The sequence below is a fragment of the Gordonia sp. SGD-V-85 genome (assembly GCF_001456905.1).
GTDB classification, from domain to species: Bacteria; Actinomycetota; Actinomycetes; order Mycobacteriales; family Mycobacteriaceae; genus Gordonia; species Gordonia hongkongensis.
In genome coordinates, this window is record NZ_LNQO01000009.1 from 55,706 (window position 1) to 72,199 (window position 16,494).

14 protein-coding genes and 1 pseudogene are annotated in these 16,494 nt (G+C 67.5%); 8 read left to right on the plus strand and 7 right to left on the minus strand.

The window, feature by feature from the left end:
* Window positions 1-117: 117 nt before the first annotated feature.
* From AS181_RS12485 to AS181_RS12495, 3 genes are all read right to left on the minus strand, one after another.
* On the minus strand, window positions 118-387 hold the full coding sequence (locus AS181_RS12485; RefSeq protein ID WP_058251910.1) for a GlsB/YeaQ/YmgE family stress response membrane protein: 270 nt from the start codon (window positions 385-387) through the stop codon (window positions 118-120).
* 183 nt (window positions 388-570) lie between these two features.
* On the minus strand, window positions 571-1,014 hold the full coding sequence (locus AS181_RS12490; RefSeq protein ID WP_058251911.1) for a lipoprotein LpqH: 444 nt from the start codon (window positions 1,012-1,014) through the stop codon (window positions 571-573).
* Between the two features lie 56 nt (window positions 1,015-1,070).
* Entirely contained in the window at window positions 1,071-2,021 is a 951-nt protein-coding gene (locus AS181_RS12495) for a ParA family protein (protein ID WP_058251912.1), read from the minus strand.
* A gap of 374 nt (window positions 2,022-2,395) precedes the next feature.
* Between AS181_RS12495 and AS181_RS12500 the strand changes: the two genes are divergently transcribed.
* From AS181_RS12500 to AS181_RS12515, 4 genes are all read left to right on the plus strand, one after another.
* Window positions 2,396-3,037 (plus strand): hypothetical protein, encoded by a 642-nt coding sequence (locus tag AS181_RS12500; RefSeq protein WP_058252017.1) that lies wholly within the window; start codon window positions 2,396-2,398, stop codon window positions 3,035-3,037.
* Window positions 3,038-3,121: 84 nt separating this feature from the next.
* On the plus strand, window positions 3,122-4,957 hold the full coding sequence (locus AS181_RS12505) for a hypothetical protein (RefSeq protein WP_058251913.1): 1,836 nt from the start codon (window positions 3,122-3,124) through the stop codon (window positions 4,955-4,957).
* A complete protein-coding gene (locus AS181_RS12510) occupies window positions 4,954-5,235 on the plus strand; it encodes a hypothetical protein (protein WP_058251914.1) in 282 nt (93 codons plus the stop codon). The genes AS181_RS12505 and AS181_RS12510 overlap by 4 nt, the downstream gene beginning before the upstream one ends.
* A complete protein-coding gene (locus tag AS181_RS12515) occupies window positions 5,210-6,556 on the plus strand; it encodes a hypothetical protein (RefSeq protein ID WP_058251915.1) in 1,347 nt (448 codons plus the stop codon). Before AS181_RS12510 ends, AS181_RS12515 begins: the two co-directional genes overlap by 26 nt.
* Before the next feature lie 7 nt (window positions 6,557-6,563).
* Here AS181_RS12515 and AS181_RS12520 read toward each other — a convergent pair whose 3' ends face one another.
* Both AS181_RS12520 and AS181_RS12525 read right to left on the minus strand, forming a co-directional pair.
* The gene (locus AS181_RS12520; RefSeq protein ID WP_058251916.1) at window positions 6,564-6,764 is read right to left on the minus strand and encodes a hypothetical protein; all 201 of its coding nucleotides are present in this window, start codon (window positions 6,762-6,764) and stop codon (window positions 6,564-6,566) included.
* Window positions 6,765-6,865: 101 nt separating this feature from the next.
* A complete protein-coding gene (locus tag AS181_RS12525; RefSeq protein WP_058251917.1) occupies window positions 6,866-7,339 on the minus strand; it encodes an NUDIX hydrolase in 474 nt (157 codons plus the stop codon).
* 83 nt (window positions 7,340-7,422) lie between these two features.
* Between AS181_RS12525 and AS181_RS12530 the strand changes: the two genes are divergently transcribed.
* Both AS181_RS12530 and AS181_RS12535 read left to right on the plus strand, forming a co-directional pair.
* Window positions 7,423-8,619: an aminotransferase class I/II-fold pyridoxal phosphate-dependent enzyme gene (locus AS181_RS12530; RefSeq protein ID WP_058251918.1), complete on the plus strand. Its 1,197-nt coding sequence runs from the start codon at window positions 7,423-7,425 to the stop codon at window positions 8,617-8,619.
* A 14-nt stretch (window positions 8,620-8,633) separates the two neighbouring features.
* The gene (locus tag AS181_RS12535) at window positions 8,634-9,839 is read left to right on the plus strand and encodes a serine hydrolase domain-containing protein (RefSeq protein ID WP_058251919.1); all 1,206 of its coding nucleotides are present in this window, start codon (window positions 8,634-8,636) and stop codon (window positions 9,837-9,839) included.
* Window positions 9,840-10,357: 518 nt separating this feature from the next.
* Here AS181_RS12535 and AS181_RS12540 read toward each other — a convergent pair.
* Window positions 10,358-11,629, minus strand: coding sequence for an HNH endonuclease signature motif containing protein (locus tag AS181_RS12540; RefSeq protein WP_082652930.1), 1,272 nt, complete (start codon window positions 11,627-11,629; stop codon window positions 10,358-10,360).
* A pseudogene (locus AS181_RS12545) lies at window positions 11,602-12,841 on the minus strand (ISL3 family transposase). Before AS181_RS12545 ends, AS181_RS12540 begins: the two are co-directional and overlap by 28 nt.
* Before the next feature lie 860 nt (window positions 12,842-13,701).
* On the opposite strand from AS181_RS12545, the gene AS181_RS12550 reads away from it, so the two are divergent.
* Both AS181_RS12550 and AS181_RS12555 read left to right on the plus strand, forming a co-directional pair.
* Complete coding sequence (locus AS181_RS12550) at window positions 13,702-15,084, plus strand: FAD-binding oxidoreductase (RefSeq protein WP_058252019.1); 1,383 nt, start codon at window positions 13,702-13,704, stop codon at window positions 15,082-15,084.
* Window positions 15,085-15,116: 32 nt separating this feature from the next.
* Window positions 15,117-16,307, plus strand: coding sequence for a helix-turn-helix transcriptional regulator (locus tag AS181_RS12555; protein ID WP_058251920.1), 1,191 nt, complete (start codon window positions 15,117-15,119; stop codon window positions 16,305-16,307).
* Window positions 16,308-16,494 lie beyond the last annotated feature (187 nt).

Consider the following 16,494-nt stretch of genomic DNA (forward strand, 5'->3'; position numbering starts at 1 on the left):
TCGCCACTCTCGTACCCAATCCAACGTACGCATATGCCCCGGACACGGCCCCGACGCGACTCCGCCCCGGCTCGACGTTCGATGCGAACGTCGAGCCGGGGCGGAGATTCTCTGCTGTCAGACGCGAGTTCGACGACCGCGCCCGGTCACCAGCTTCACGATGAACAGCAAGATGCATGCACCAACGAGGCAGGTCACGAACGTGAGGAAGATGCCACCACCCTCCACGTCAAACAACGCCTGCAACAACCAGCCGCCCAACAAGCCGCCAACGACGCCCACAACGATGTTGAGGATGATTCCCTGTTGTGCATCGGTTCCCATGATTTTGCTGGCGATCCAGCCGGCGAGCCCGCCGATCACAATCCATACGAGGATGGCCCACATGTCTGCTCCTAAAGGGTCGTCGTTGATCCGTTGTGCAAATCGTTAGAGATCGCGAAGACCTCTCGAATCGCTACAAATCGGAACGTACCCAGCCCGACAGAGCGCCAAACAGCGTCCGGGGAAAATGTGTACACATCGAGACCGGACCGGTCACCGGACCGAGACCAAGCGGCGGAACCGGGATCAGGGGCAGGTCACCTTGATCTCGTAGGACTTGGTCACGGGCTCGGTCGGATTGGCGGGATCGATCCCGGATGCGTCGCCGGTGACCGTGTAGGTGTCCCCGTCCTTGGTGACCTCGCCGCTGCCGCCGCCGGCACCCTTCTGATAGGCCAGCACCACACCGTCGAGCGAGCCCAGACCCACGGATTCCACCTCGGGCGAGTCACCCGACGTCAGGACGACGCCGATACCCGAGCCCCCACCCGATCCGATCCCGATGGTCACCTTGCCCGCGGCGTCGGTGCACCCGACCGTCTTGTCCGCCAGTTCCAGTTCCTGACCGTCGACGGTCACGGTGGCCTCCGCGTCGGTGCCACCCGACGCCGAGTCATCGGAACCGCACGCCGTGAGGGCGACGGCCAGTGCTGCGGCGCCGAGAACCGAGGTGATGTGCACTTTGCGCATGATGGGAGCTCCTGAGGAGTCGAACGAGGCGCCACCGGTCGGCGGCTGAGATGAACTTAGACGCCTGAGCTGCGGTTCGGCGTCGGTCGATCGAATGGGCCGCGGGAACTCGGAACCGCCCCCGAGAGTTCGGCCCGAGCGAGTTCGGCCCGAGCGAGTTTGGCGTCGGCCTCGACCATCACGGCGCGGGTCAGATCGCGGAACTGTTCGTAGTGGCCGTGGTAGCCGTACTTCGCATGCAGGCTCGGCCAGGTTGCGAAGTCGGCGGCGGCACCGATCGCATTGCCCTCGTGCAGGTAGGTCGGCAGGACGTTCTGGATCGAGGTGTCCCGTCTCAGTCGCCGCACCGTGTCCTGATGAAGCGTCGACGCCGCCCGGTACTTGGTGATCACCACCCCCAATTCGACGATTTCCCGCCCCAATTCGGTGCCGAAATCGGCGACCTGACGCTGGATGTGCGGAATCGCATATGTGGACAGGACATCCGGGATGGTCGGGATCAGATATGCGGCGGCCATCGCCAGCCCGTTGAGGCTGAACGGTCCGACGTTGGGCGGGCAGTCGACGAGGATGTAGTCGTATTGCCCGGCGATCGGGGCCAACGCGTTCGTCAGGACCTCGACGGCCGCCAGATGGTCGTCCGCAGCAACCCGGTGAGCACTGAGCTCCTCGGCCAGTTCGATGAGGTCCAGAGACGACGGCAGCAGGTCGATCCCGGTGAGCCCGGCCACGGTCGAGACATCGCGCTGCACGCTGCCCTCGAGGTCGAACGATTCCGTGCCGTCGAGCAGGTCGGTGAAGAGTGTCGCGACGGTGTGCCGCCGGGCGTTGCACGTCAGCCAGTGTTCCTGCCCGATCATCATCGTCGTCAGGTTGGTCTGGGCGTCCAGGTCGACGAGCAGCACCTTCTTGCCGAAGACGCCGGCGAGGAAGTCGGCGAGGCCTCCCGTGAGCGTGGTTTTCCCGACCCCGCCCTTGAGACTGATGGTCGCGATCACCGTCGGCATGGCGTCCCCGGTCTGTTCGGTCGCCCTGCTGTTCGGGCGTCCTGCGTCGCGAGTAGATTACCGAGCCGACGCGTAGGCCACCGGGTGTTCGGTGGCGCCGCGACGGCCGCCCGGCCTCTCGAACCTGCGAATCCGACGCCGAATGTCTTTTCCACCCTCATTCTGCGGGCATTACCCATATCTGTAAGAATGACCGGGTCGAGCATTGACCGGATATTTCTGTCGATTCGGTCGTGTGATTCAGAGTCAGGTGAGAACGACTTGACAATCGTTGACGAGAATCGAACGGGATGCGAAATCCCGCATATTTTCGACGACCGTGCGACTTGCTTTTTCCTGGTCGGTACTGAAAACCCATGTGGAAGGACACCCGTATGAGCAACCGAGTCCGGACAGCCACCGTCGGCCTGGCGGTGTGCGCCGCAGCGGCATTCGGAGCCGCCCTCGCGCCCGTCGCCACCGCAGCGCCGAGCGATGTGACCGCGACACCCTCGGTGTCCGGCAACAACGTCACCCTGACGGTGACGAACAACGCCGCGAAACGCATCGGCTGCGAGATCGTCGGCGTCCCGGCCGGCGGAGCCCCGACCAATGTCGTCTTCGGATACCAGACACCGGAGGAGCTCGGTGCGCTCATCTCCCCCGGCTCGTCGAAGTCGTTGCCGCTGCGAATCTCTCAGGGCACGCCGCCGACACCCAGTGGGACGACGACGATCCCGGACGGCACGTACGACATCTACTGGGGATGCACCACGATCACGCTGCCACCGGGCACCGGAGCAGCCGAAGAGTTCTGGGGCACCAACCCGCCGGTGACAGGGACGACCCCGACGGTCGCCGCGCCGCTGCGGGTGACCGTGCCGGGCGGGGCGGCAACGCCACCGGCCCCGGAATCGGAGGCCCCGGCGGCGCCCGGATTGCCGAGCATTCCGGGCCTGCCCGACATCCCCGGCCTCTCGGGGATCGAGCTGCCGGAGGAGATCTGCACGACGTCGTCGTGCGTCCCCGTCGGATGAGCTGAGCGGGCCGTTCACTGCGCGTGATCGCCGTTTTGCCCAATGCACTTCCAGGACCCGGGTGCGGTTGTGCATACTTCGACCATGTCAACAAGCGATGTCACGCGCGTCCATCTCGCCGCCGAAGGTGGTGGAGCGGCACTCGACCAGGTCTTCCTGATGTCGGCGGTGGCCGCCGTCGTGTCGGTCGGCCTGCTCTGGATCGGTTACCTGCACCGCACGCGCAAGATCACGTGGCTGACCACGCTGTCCGAATGGGCCGCCCGCCGGGTGAACCGCCCACCGTGGGCGGCGCTGCCGATCTTCCTGTTCACCAGCACGATCATCTGCGCGCTGTTCGGCTTCCTCTGGGACGTGAGCCTGCACATCGGCGACGGTCGCGACGAGGGGCCGCTGGCCAACCCGGCGCACTACTTCATCCTGGTCGGCCTGTTCCTGCTGTTCATCTCCGGGATGCTGTCGGTGTTCCTCCCCTTCGACAAGCCCGGCCGCTCGGCGATCCGGATCACGCGTCACTGGTACGCACCGGTGGGCGGAATCCTGCTGGCGGGCTGCGGTTTCTACGCACTGCTGGGGTTCCCGCTCGACGACGTCTGGCATCGGATCTTCGGCCAGGACGTCACCCTCTGGGGCCCGACCCACCTGCGGCTCATCGGCGGCGCGGGCCTGTCGCTCATCGCCGTCGTGATCCTCGATCGTGAGGGCCGGGCCGCCATGGGTCCCGACGCCCCGGACGACGGCCGGAGCCAGTGGCTCGTGCGCTGCCTGGCCTTCGGCGGGCTCGTGATCGGCATGTCGGTGTTCCAGATCGAGTACGACTTCGGCGTCGAGCAGTTCCGGCTCGTGCTGCAGCCGATGATGATCGCCGGGGCCGGGGCGTTCGCCCTCGTCGCCGCGCGGATCTGTCTCGGGCCGGGCGCCGCGCTCGTCGCGGCCGTCTTCGCGATCCTGCTGCGTGGTGTCGTCGCGGTCGTCGTGGGTCCGGCGCTGGGTGCGCCGATCAACGTCTTCCCGCTCTACCTGGGCGCGGCCGTGGTCATCGAACTGCTCGCGCTGACCCCGCTGCTCAAGCGCCGCGTGCTCTTCGGCGCGGTGGCCGGGCTCGGAGTCGCGACCCTCGGTCTCTGGATCGAGTCCTGGTGGATCGCCGCGGCCTACCCGTTCCCGTGGGTCACCGGCATGTGGGGCGAGGCGTTGGCGATGGCGATCCCCGTGGGCATCGCGGCCGGTGTGTGCGGCGGGCTGCTGGGTCTCGTCAGCGTCGGCGAGCGGCTCCCGACCCGTTGGGTCAGCATCACCGCGGTCGTGCTCTCCGTCCTGGTGATCGGCGGGGCCGTTGCCAACGGTCTACGGGTCTCGGTCCCCGCGGATGTCACCGCGCGCGTCGTCCTCACCCCGGCCGGGCCGAACGAGGCTGCCGACGAGAACGTGACGGCCGAGGTCTTCCTCGACCCGGCCGACGCGCTCAGCGACGACCCCGAGTGGGTCACGCTGATGTCGTGGCAGGGCGGGATCGACAATGACCGCGGCATCGTCATCGACCGGCTCGAGCGCGTCGGCCTCAACCACTTCCGGTCCACCGAACCGATGCCGGTGTCGGGATCATGGAAGACCATCCTGCGCGTACAGGACGGCACCACGATGGCGGGCGTGCCGGTGTATCTGCCGGCCGACCCGGCGATCGGCGCGGAGGGCGAGCCGGCTCAGCTGACGTCGACGAAACCGTTCGTCTCGGAGATATCGATCCTGCAGCGCGAGCGGACCTTCGACTACCCGTCGTGGCTGTTCGGCGCCGCCTCCCTGGTGGTGCTCGTGTGTTCGCTGCTGCTCATCGCGGCGCTGTCGTGGGGAGCCGGCCGGGTGAACGCCCGGGAGGCGACATCGGGCGCGCGGGAGCCCGAACTCCAGCCGCAGCCGTGATCGCTCTCGCTGCCGACCCCGGCGTCCACCACCTGGCGACGCATCCGCTCGTGCTGGCGCTGCCGGCCGTGATCCCCGCGTTCCTGGTGGTGGGCGTCATCGTCGCGATCGCGATCATCGACCGTCGACGCGGGGACGACGAGGACGACGCGGACGACGTCGCAGGCCGCCCGGGCGAGGCCGGCCGCACTGCCGCCGAGCCGGCAGGCGGCGACCCCGATTCCACCGCTCCCCCGACCAGAGACGAGGCCGATGACCCCGCCCGCGAGGCCGACTGACGTTCTGCTCGCCCACGGACTGGGTGGTTCGGAGTACCTGCCCGTCCCGCTGACCGCGGTGTTGATCGGCGGCGCCTGGGCGCTTACCATCTCGTTCGCGGTCATCGCGTTCGCTTGGCGCACACCACGATTCGGTCGGCCGGACGCCGGCCGAGAACTCCCGGCATGGGTGACGGCGACCGTCGACAACCGTTGGGTGCGCGACGTGATCAGCGGCGCCGCAGTGGTTCTCACCGCATGGCTGATCGTGGCCGCCGTCGGCCCCGACGACGAGAACCCCCTACCGGGCGCGTTCTATGTGCTGCTCTGGGTCGGCATGACCGTGCTGTCGGTACTCCTCGGACCGGTGTGGCGACTGCTGTCCCCGGTCCGCACCCTGCTGCGGGCCGCCCGAGGTGTCGGCGGCCCGCGGGTCGTCGGCCTGCGGGAGTATCCGCGTCGGCTGGGCTGGTGGCCCGCGGCGTTGGGCCTGTTCGCTTTCGTCTGGCTCGAATTGGCGTCGCCCGACCCGAGTTCGGTGGCGTCGGTGCGGATCTGGCTTCTCTGCTACCTGGTCATCACCCTCGTCGGTGGCGTGGTCTTCGGGTTGCGGTGGACCGTGGACGCCGACCCGTTCGCGGTGTACAGCACCGTGGCCTCGCGCCTGTCCCCGTTCGCGCGCAACAGCGCCGGCCGGGTGATCCTCCGCAGTCCGATGAACTCGCTGCCCACGCTCCCGGTGCTCCCGGGTACCGTCACCGTTCTCGCGATCCTGCTCGGCTCCACCGCTTTCGACAGCTTTTCGGCGATCGCGTTCTGGCAGGACCTCGTCGCCGACGGTGCCGGTGACAGCCGGGCGGCCGCCACCGTGTACTCGACCGCCGGCCTGTTGGTGTTCATCGGCGTCGTCGTGGTGACCTTCTGGACGGCCGCCCGCGCGGTCGGCGGTGTGCAACCCGACCTTCGGCGCCGCCTCCCCGGCCTGATGGCGCACTCGCTGGTCCCGATCGTGATCGGTTACATCCTCGCCCACTACCTGCAGTCACTCGTCGAACAGGGACAAGAAGCCGTCCTCGCGCTCGGCGATCCGCTGGGGAGGGGATGGAATGTGCTGTGGCTCAGCGATGCTCATCCGGTGTACGTGATGAGTGACCACCCGACGGTCACGGTGACCCTGAAGGTGGCGTTCGTACTCGGCGGCCATCTGTTGGGGGTGGCCGCGGCGCACGACGCATCGTTGCGTCTCCTGCCCCGCCGGCACCAGCTGACCGGGCAGCTCACCATGATGGTGCTGATGGTCTTCTACACGTTCCTCGGGCTCTGGATGCTGTTCGGCGGGTGATGCCCGGTCAGTAGGTGGTCGGGGGCGTGTTCTTCTTGTTCGAACGGAACAGCATGTAGCCGCCGTAGAGGGCGAGTGCGACGAGGGCGATCCAGAAGAGTCCCTCGAGTAGCGGGCCGAGGACGGCCAGTGCGATCAGCGCGACCGCGATGATGCCCAGAACCTTCCAGAAGGTCATGCCGGTGGTGTTGTTCGTCGATGTGGTCATGAGCCCAGTCTGCGCCCGCCGAAGCCGGAAAGCGATGCTCGGCGGCACTTCTGGGGCGAACTTCAGGGACTTCCCTGAGGGACCCCCTACCGCTGGAACCCCTACCGTCGGAACCACGCCTCGGCGTTGCCGGCCAGCGCCTTCTCGATCCGCAGTGCCGACGTGTCGGTCAGGTCGGACGGCAATGCGTCGGGCGCGAACCACGCGACGTCGGAGTTCTCGTCGTCGGCGGCCCGGGGATCGCCGTCGACGTGGCGCGCGAGGAAGCAGACGTCGAGATAGCGGGTCCGGTCGCCGTTCGGGTAGGTGATCAGCGGCGTGACGTCGATGCTGGTCAGTCGGATGATTTCGGCGCTGACATCGGTTTCTTCGCGGACCTCGCGCAGGGCCGCCCGCGCCGGCTCCTCTCCCGGTTCGAGGACGCCGGACACGACGGCCCACTGTCCGTTGTCGACGCGGCGCGTGAGGAGCACCCGCCCGGCGTCGTCGCAGACGACGACGCTGACGCCGGACAACCAGAGTTCGCGGGTACCGACCTGGGCACGCAGATCGCGGATGAATTCGGGAATGGGCACCCCCACATCCTGCCTGCCGGTGCGCGTCGCCGCCGGAGAGGTGGGGTCGGGTGCCAGATATCCCGACGCGCACAATGTCACCCATGAGGATCTCCCGACGTGCCGAAGGGATCGCCCCGTTCCAGGCGATGGAGTTCGCGAAGCGCGCCGCCGAACTCGAGGCGGCTGGTCATTCCGTCGTCAAGCTGAACATCGGCGAACCCGATTTCGGGGCACCGCCGGCGGTCCTCGCCGCCGCCCGCGAGGCGACCAGCCGTCCCCTCGCCTACACCGGTGCCCTCGGCCTCCCGGAGTTGCGCGAGGCGATCGCAGACTTCTACGGCCACCATTTCGGGGCGTCGGTGGATCCCGCGCGGGTGGCGGTCACCGCCGGCGCGTCGGCGGCACTCCTGATGGCCTGCGCGGCACTGATCGACCCGGGCGACGAAGTCCTCATCGGAGACCCGTCCTATCCGTGCAACCGCCAGTTCGCGCACGCCTTCGGCGCACAGGTCCGGCTCCTGCCGACCAGCCCCGCCAACCGGTTCCAGGTCACCGCCGCCGAAATCGACGACGCGTGGACGGACGCGACCCGCGGCGTCATCGTGGCGACCCCGTCGAACCCGACCGGCACCTCGATGCCGGGTGAGGAACTCGTCGCCATGTGCGAGCTCGCGGCGACCCGGGACGGCTGGTCGATCGTCGACGAGATCTACCTCGGCCTGTCCGACCCCGGACCGGACGGTCGGCCGCCGCGCAGCATCCTGGCCGCCGATTCGCCGGGCGTCGCGGAGACGGTGGTGATCAACAGCTTCTCCAAGTACTTCGGGATGACGGGTTGGCGGCTGGGATGGTGCATCGTGCCCGCGGAACTCGTGGGGGTGCTGGAGCGGCTGGCGCAGAACTTCTACGTGTGCCCGCCCACGCCGTCGCAGTACGCGGCGCTGGCCTGCTTCACGCCGGATTCCCTGGCGGTGGCCGAACAGAACCGTCGTGAGTTCGCGCGACGCCGGCAACTCGTCGTGGACGGGCTCGCGGACATCGGACTCGACGTGCCGGTCATCCCCGACGGCGCGTTCTACGTCTACCTCGACGTCGGCTTCACGGGCCTGACGTCGGCCCAGTTCTGCGACCGGGCGCTCGCCGAAGCCCATGTCGCCCTGACCCCGGGCCACGACTTCGGGGTCGCGGGCGCGGACCGGTACGTCCGTCTGTCCTATGCCGCATCCACCGACGACCTCACCCTCGCCATCGACCGACTCCGGACGTTCGTCGGGGCCGGTCACGTTCCACTTCGATGAGGAGAGACCATTCCATGACCTCTGCGGGACCAGTCCGATCCGAACGCCTCGCCAAGGAGGTGACCCCGATCCTGACCGCCCGGACCGAGGGCGCGCCGCGGGTGCCGGGGGTGGTCGCGGGCGTCACGACCGACGAGGAGACGGTCTTCCTCGGTGCCGCGGGGGTGCGTGCGCTCGACGACGAGCAGCCGATGACCGTCGACTCCGTCTTCGCTCTGTTCTCGGCGACGAAGGCGGTGACCGCGACGGTCGCGTTGCAGCTCGTCGAGGAGGGCGCCTTGGACCTGCACGCACCGGCCCGCACTTACGTCCCGGCGCTCGGCGAGCTGCAGGTGATCGAGGGCTTCGACGACGACGGGCGGCCGCGCCTGCGGCCACCCGCCTCCGATGTCACGACCCACCAATTGCTCACGCACACCGCCGGTTTCGGTTACGACTTCTTCAACGAGACCTACCGTCGACTGACCGCGGACCACGGTGTGCCCGCCGTCGCCACGGCCACGAGGGCCTCGTTGCGAACCCCGCTGCTGTTCGATCCCGGCACGGAGTGGGAGTACGGCTCCGGGGTGGACTGGGCCGGCCAGGTCATCGAGGCCGTCACCGGACGCCGTCTCCGCGCGGTGATGGACGAGCGGGTCCTCGACCCACTCGGCATGTCCGACACCGGATTTGCGCTGTCCGACGGCGCCCGGCGTCGGCGAGCGGTCCTGCACATGCGCAAGCGGGGCGAGCTCGTCCCCAACCACCGCTGGGAACAGCCTGCCGATCCCGAGATCGACATGGGCGGGCAGGGCCTCTGGTCCACCGTCCCCGACTATCTGACCTTCCTGCGAATGTGGTTGCGCGAAGGCCGCTCCGACCGCGGTGAGCAGATCCTGCACCCGGACACGGTCGCGACGGCGTTGCGCAACCAGATCGGCGATCTCGCAGTGCGGCGGCTGCCCGGTGTGATCCCGCCGCTGAGCCACGATGTCGAATTCGATCCGGGGACACCGAAATCCTGGTCGTATCCGTTCATGGTGAACGACTCCGACACCCCCACCGGCCGCAAGGCGGGTTCGCAGTCGTGGGCCGGGCTGGCCAACCTCTACTACTGGATCGATCCCCACACCCGGATCGGCGGCTTCTGGGCCACCCAGATCTTCCCCTTCGTCGACCCCGCATCGATCGACGGGTACCGCGACTTCGAGGCGGCGACGTACCGAGCGTTGGTGGACTGACCTACGGCGCGTTCAGCACGAGGTGTCGCTGAGCGACACCCGGTTGCCCGACCCAGGCGAGATTGCGAAGACGGTGGATCGGTACCAACATCGCGCGGCTGTTTCTACCCGCACCACGCCGCCGACGACCACTCCTGCCCGGCGCACTCCGAGATCGTCACCGACGAACGCAGCCGGCTGTGGATGCGGCCGACCCAGGCTGCTCTCAGGCGAGCCACGAATCGCAGCGCGCCGACTCGACGTTTGCCATGAACCCGAACCCGGTTGGGTGATCGGCGGGGCGGCCAGGTGGTCGCGGTCGAGCAGTGAACCGCTACGGAGCGTGTCTCGCGGGTCGATTGCCGGTGAGCGGGGCCGTTCTTGCGTTGTCCGTAACCCCCGTTCCCGAAGGTGATCGCAGCGGGAACAGGGCATGGAGGGACATCACTGTGGAGTTGTCAAGGTACGGTTGCGATCCCGGACGGATTCCGGGTGCGGAAGGTGCTACGCGAAAGTCTGGTGGTCTGTGGCGGCAGTGCTCAGGCGGCGTCGTCGAGTCGCATGGTGCGTCGGTTGTAGGCGGGTAGTGGTCGGCGGTGCGGATCAATACTGGCGGGTGGGACGAGCCAGGGATGACGGTCGAATCCCATCACGATGTCCCAGCCGTGGTGGTGGACCTGGGTGTGGCAGCGTTGGCAGAGCAGGCAGCCGTTGTCGAGGTCGGTGGGTCCGCCGTCGGCCCATGACCGGATGTGGTGGACCTGTGTATGTGACGGCGGCGCACCACATTTGATGCAGCAGGTGTCGCGGACGATGATCGCCTTGCGGAGGTGTGCCGGATACAAGCGGTGGGTGTGGCCCATCTGCAGCGGCACGCCCTCACGGTCGAGGATGATCTCGGTCAGGCATCCGTCGCAGGAGACCTGTTTCGCCGTCACTTGGCTGACCGATCCGGTCCACGGCAGCGTCGCCAGGTCTCCGGTCGCGGGGATCGTCAGCATCAACTGGGTGCGTGGGCTTCCGACGGTGTCGATGCTCGCGCCAATCGCGGCTTGGTCGAGGATCAGTTCGAAGGCGTCGGCGCGGCGTTGCTCGGCGGTGCGGCGATCCTCGGCGCCGTCGGGTTCGGGCCGTGGGCAGGACCGTTCGTCGATCATGGCCTGGAACTTCTCACCGACCAACTGGGTGAGGTCGGCACGGACCTCGACGCGGCCGTCGTCGGTGGTGTGTGCATTGACCGTGTTCAGAGACGTGTCGTCGGCTGCCGGTACACCGGCGTCGGAGGCGTCGGCGAGAGCGTTGGCGATCGCGCGGGCGTGTTTCAGGATCTGTGTCGGGGTCGCGCCGGACAACGCTTGTGCGATGAGTTCGCTCTCGTATTGGGAGCGTTCACCGCCGGAAAGCGCCTCACCACAACGCTTGTCGATCTGGTTCATGCCTCGGACGATAGCGTCGACTACTTCGCCGGCCAGTCTCCCGTCAGCGGCGTGACGGGCAAGTGCGGGCAGCGCGGGTAGGGCGTCGACGCTTCGCATGGTGCGAAGAGCAGCGGCCGGGGCATGCCCTGACTCGATCAGCAGTTTCTTGGTGGTGCTGCCGGCTTTCTGCGCGACGCCGAGTTCGTCGAGTTGTGCTGCGTGGGTGATGATCTGGTGGTCGGCAGGGTTGCGGATCAGTCGCCACGTGTCGAGGGCGTCGAATGTTGCTCTGCCCGTTGGGTCGTCGGCGGGCGGGCTGGGCGCGACCCTGTGGATCTCCTGACCTGAAAGTGGGCGGTTTTCGGTCAGTTTCGATGTGGGAGTTCCGGGCATGCGCCGCCCCTGGTGAGGTTGGCCATCGCGATCAAAGCATCGGGAGTGTGAAATCCGTATGACCGCTTTGTCAATGACCGCAGATGGCAGTTCGTCGCCTCGACTCGAGCGTTGCTCATCTGACACGTGACCGCGTTGTAGATTTGCACCTCTCGTTTACGGATACTCGGCGCCAAGGTGCGGAATCTCGGGTATATCGCAGGCCTCTGCCTTCCTCAACCAGCGCCGCAACGGCGCCCAACATGAGGAGTACGCACCTGAAAGTATGTGCCTTATTTCTTCTTTCATCTGATACGCACGGGCCAGCACACTGTTGGCATCGGCGACCACGATGGACTGCAGCCGCTCTTGACTCTCGGTGAGGTTGTCAGGATTCTTCAACAACGCCCACCTCAATCGGCCGCGTTCCACCTTTGACAAGCCAGCTATCCGGCTCATCACCCGAGACCGGCATCGATCCAACGCCTGATTGACCCACTGCAGCACATGAAATGAGTCCATACACCAGTACGCTCCCGGCGCCCGCTCGGCGAGGACCGCACCGATGTACTCGGCGCCATCAGCACTGATGTGGGTGATCTCGCCGGCTCGCACATCACCCAGTTCATCGAAGAACCGCTCGATGGTCGCCTTCTTGGCGCCCTCACCAGCCCACACCAGTTGCCCTGTGTCATGGTTGACCACGACGACCAAGTACCGGCGGCCCTTGCGATAGGCGATCTCATCGATACCGATGCGCCGCAACCCGTTCAAGCGTTTGGTGAGTCCGACATGATCGTCGACCACACGCTCGACGATACGAGACACCGTCCGCCAGGAGACCCGCAGGTAGGCGCTCACCGCGGTCATCGGGGCGTGCGCACACATCCACGCGACGGTGTCGTCAAACGCCCTGGTCATCTTCACTTCCGGACGTGCCCACGGAACCAACTCAGTCTTCACACCATGGCGAGGGCACCGCACACGCGTCGCGGGCAGCTCGAGGAAACACCGCCAGCCGCCCATATCCAGATGCCGCCACAACCGCGGTGCCGGCGGCTGATCGTAACCCGGGCAGCGCTTCTTGCACTGCGGACACCGTGATCGTGCGTTCTTGTGCAGTTCTAGTGTCGCCACCATGACGTGCCCGCGATCATCCTCATCGAACCTGACACCCACGACACGGGCACGCTCGATTCCAAGCAACTTCTGCAGTACTCTGACAGTGCGCAACGCCCACTCCTCTAGGTCTTTTTCTTCGCAAGTCAAAACCTAAGCGAGACTGGGCGTTGCGTGCATTAGGCTCGCTAAAAGTAGCCCACTTCAGGGTCAGAAGAGCCTGAGTTGTTCGAGGAGAGTGGCGAGCTCTGGCATGACTCCAAGGCACCGGAACATTGGTTCGACTACGAGGAGTTTCCACAGGCTCAGAGATCGCGAAACTGTCGACTGTGCAGCGTTTTTCGTCGACTGTGCGTCGACTCCCGTCGACTGTGTGTGGATCGTTGACAGTGGTGAACTTCAGTCACATCCGTTACGGATTCTGGGTGGAAAGTTGCGAGTCTGAAGTGGACTGAAGATCCCGCGCGAACTCGCTTCCCCGGTCCGAATCCGCAACCTGCCGTGCGTGGGGCGCTGGGTCTGCAGGGGGTTGTACAGCGGCGTCGGGTCACCAAGTGGCTTCGACTCGGCGCCTCGCTCCGCTCGGTGCCGGCTCAACCAGCGGAGGTTCAACGCCGGCTCAACCAGGGGGTCGCTTCGCTCGGTGCCGGCTCAACGAGCGGGGTCAGGTCACCAAGTGGCTTCGACTCGGCGCCTCGACCTCGACGCGCTCCTTCGTCGCTTGCTCGGCCCGGCGGCTCCGCTCGGTGCCGGCTCAACCAGCGAGCGAGGGTCGGTCGACTGACCGCCCCCAGACTTCTGGGACGCACACGAACCCAGAACTCTGGCGCGAGCATTTCCCGCGTTCGAGGGATGGCGGGAACAAAAGGGCGTCGGCCACTCTGAGTCCCATGGAGCTGCCGAGTCCGGCGGCCCACCACAGCAGCACCGACGCTCGAACCCGTTCATCCGCAGATCATTACGAAGGAAGCATCGTGTCCATCACCTCCGAACCCATCGACTTCACCGACTTCGACGCCCTGCTCTCGGCGGTCAGCGGTCCCGTCCTGACCCCGGCCGACGAGGGCTACACCGCCGAACTGACCGGCTTCAACCTCGCGGCGATACCCGCCGCTGACGTGGTCGTCGGGGCGACGAACGCTGCCGACGTCGCCGCCGCCGTGCGATATGCGCGCTCGAACGGGATGCGGGTCGGTGCGCGGGCGACCGGGCACGGATCGCCGATCGAGGGGCGCGGCACGGTCGTCGTCACCACGTCTCGGATGGCGGGGGTGAGTGTCGATCCGGTGACCAGGACCGCGCGCGTCGAAGCCGGTGCGCGGTGGCGCGATGTGGTCGCCGCGACCGCTCCGCACGGCCTCACCGGGCTCGTCGGCTCGTCGTCGTCGGTGGGTGTCGTCGGGTACACACTCGGCGGCGGACTGAGTCCGTTGGGTCGTCAGTTCGGTTATGCCGCCGATCATGTCCGGTCGATCGAGCTCGTCACCGCCGACGGTTTCGTCCGCACGGTCGACGCATCCGCGGGTTCGGACCTGTTCTGGGCGCTGCTCGGCGGACGGGACGGCTTCGGCATCGTCACCGCACTCGAGTTCGAGCTCTTCGATCTGCCCACGGTCTACGGCGGCGGGATCTTCTTCGCCGGCTCGGCGGCCGCCGACGTCCTGCACGCCTGGCGCGAATGGGCGCCCTCCCTGCCCGAGGAGGCCGGGACCTCGGTGGCGATCCTCCGCCTCCCGCCGGACCCCAACCTGCCCCCGCCCCTGCAGGGTCAGCTCGCCGTGCACGTCCGCTACACCCACACCGGGGACCCGGCCACCGCCGCCGCGTTGCTCGCACCGATGCGGTCGGCGGGTCCGATCCTCCTGGAGAACATCGACGTCCTCCCGACCGCTGCGCTCGACGCGGTACACATGGACCCGCCCGGGCCGATGCCGAGTGCCGAACGCGGCTGCGTACTCGCCGACTTCCCGGCGTCTGCTGTGGACGCGCTGCTCGCGGTAGCCGGGCCGCAGGTCGCGAGCCCGCTGGCCATCGTCGAGGTCCGTCTCCTGGGTGGCCGGTTGCGGTCGCCGCAGCGCGTACCCAACGCCGTCGTGGGACGCGACGGCGCGTTCTCCGTCCTCGCCATCGGCGTACCCGCCGGCCCGCTGGGCGAACAGGTCGGTGAGCATCTCGCGGCCGTCACCGACGCGGTGGCCGCCCACTCCTGTGGAGCGCTGCTCAACTTCTCCGGGCGGACGGCAACCCAACGCGACGCGCTGTGGTCGACCGACCAGCGGACACGCCTGGAGACCATCCGACGACGCCACGATCCGGCCGGTGTCCTCCGTCCGGGGGACCCCACTATTGTGGGATAGACATCCGCGCAGCTCACGCCCACAATTGTCGAATGACATCGAGTCTGACCGCCGAGCGTGTGCGCCGCGACATCGAGGTCGTGGCCCACGCCGGCCTCGGTCTCGACGATTTCTTCGCCGAGACCGTCGCCTCGCTGGGTCGCGCGATACCGGTGGACGCGGTGTGCATCGGCACCTTCGATCCCAACACCGTCCTGCTGACCAGCGCCCGCAAGTACGGGTCACTGCTCGGCGAGGATCACCGGGACCCGGACTGGGGTCTCCTCGAATACGGGCAGGTCGAGCCGACGGCCTACCGCGAGATGGTGGCCGCCAAACGCGATGCGGTCGGACTCAACCTCCTCAACCGGGGCGCCACCGAACGGTCCAATCGGATGTCGCAGTTGATGATTCCCGAATACTGCTTCCACGACGAGGCCCGCTTGGTGCTGCGTGACGGGGACCGGGCGTGGGCCGGGATCGCGATGTTCCGCAGCGGGGCCGGATGCCGGCCCTTCGACGCCGACGAGATCGACTTCCTGGGTTCGCTGTCGCGCACTCTCGCCTACGGCGTGCGCGTGGGGTTGCTGAGCAGTGTGGTCGCCGGCGGGGCGAGTGCCGCCGCCCCGGCCGCCGTCGACGCGCCGAGTCCGCCACCGCCGACCGGCCACGGCCCGGCGGTGCTGATCATCGACCGCAGCAACGAGATCGTGCAGATGAGCGCAGGCAGCCAGGAGCGCATCGCCGACCTCGCGTCCGGTCCGAACGGCGCGGCGGTGATGAACCCGATCTACGGCCTGATCGGAGCCGCACGCCGTTACGGCTCGGGTGAGTCCTCCGTCCCGCCGCGCCTCCGGGTGCGCGGGGCGTCGGGCATGTGGCTCGTCATCCACGCGTCGCCGCTGTCGTCGGCCGACGGCCGGGTCGGCGAGGTCGTGGTGACCATCGAGGAGGCCCGCCCGCCCGAGATCATCCCGCTGGTCGTCGAGGCGTTCGGGCTCACCGCCCGTGAACGCGACGTCACCCAGATGGTGCTGCAGAGCGTGGCCACCAAGGACATCGCCACCGCCCTGCACGTTTCCGCCTACACCGTGCAGGACCACCTCAAATCGATCTTCGACAAGGCCGGCGTCCGCAGCCGGCGCGAGCTGATCGCGCGAATCTACTTCGACCAGTACGCCCAGCGTCTCAACGATCCGCTGCTTCCGTCCGGGTCGTTCGCCACCCCCGACACCGAGCTCTAGCAGCTCCTCCCCCGTACCCGCCCAGTGCGCGCATCGCACCGGGCGGGTTCGTCGTCGTCTCATAGTGAGACGTACGCCCTGCCGCACCGTGTGACGAACGGGCCGGGGTCTCGCACGCGGGCGCGGCGTGCCGGGGCATGATGGACGGGCGACGGACACATCCGCGTACCAGCGTCCGCCCACCTGA

Coding starts and splice junctions, on each gene's coding strand:
- AS181_RS12535 (WP_058251919.1), top strand. CDS start 8,634: ATGACCTCTGCGGGACCAGTCCGATCCGAACGCCTCGCCAAGGAGGTG.
- AS181_RS12505 (WP_058251913.1), top strand. CDS start 3,122: ATGTCAACAAGCGATGTCACGCGCGTCCATCTCGCCGCCGAAGGTGGT.
- AS181_RS12485 (WP_058251910.1), bottom strand. CDS start 387: ATGTGGGCCATCCTCGTATGGATTGTGATCGGCGGGCTCGCCGGCTGG.
- AS181_RS12495 (WP_058251912.1), bottom strand. CDS start 2,021: ATGCCGACGGTGATCGCGACCATCAGTCTCAAGGGCGGGGTCGGGAAA.
- AS181_RS12520 (WP_058251916.1), bottom strand. CDS start 6,764: ATGACCACATCGACGAACAACACCACCGGCATGACCTTCTGGAAGGTT.
- AS181_RS12515 (WP_058251915.1), top strand. CDS start 5,210: ATGACCCCGCCCGCGAGGCCGACTGACGTTCTGCTCGCCCACGGACTG.
- AS181_RS12530 (WP_058251918.1), top strand. CDS start 7,423: ATGAGGATCTCCCGACGTGCCGAAGGGATCGCCCCGTTCCAGGCGATG.
- AS181_RS12500 (WP_058252017.1), top strand. CDS start 2,396: ATGAGCAACCGAGTCCGGACAGCCACCGTCGGCCTGGCGGTGTGCGCC.
- AS181_RS12555 (WP_058251920.1), top strand. CDS start 15,117: ATGACATCGAGTCTGACCGCCGAGCGTGTGCGCCGCGACATCGAGGTC.
- AS181_RS12540 (WP_082652930.1), bottom strand. CDS start 11,629: ATGCCCGGAACTCCCACATCGAAACTGACCGAAAACCGCCCACTTTCA.
- AS181_RS12490 (WP_058251911.1), bottom strand. CDS start 1,014: ATGCGCAAAGTGCACATCACCTCGGTTCTCGGCGCCGCAGCACTGGCC.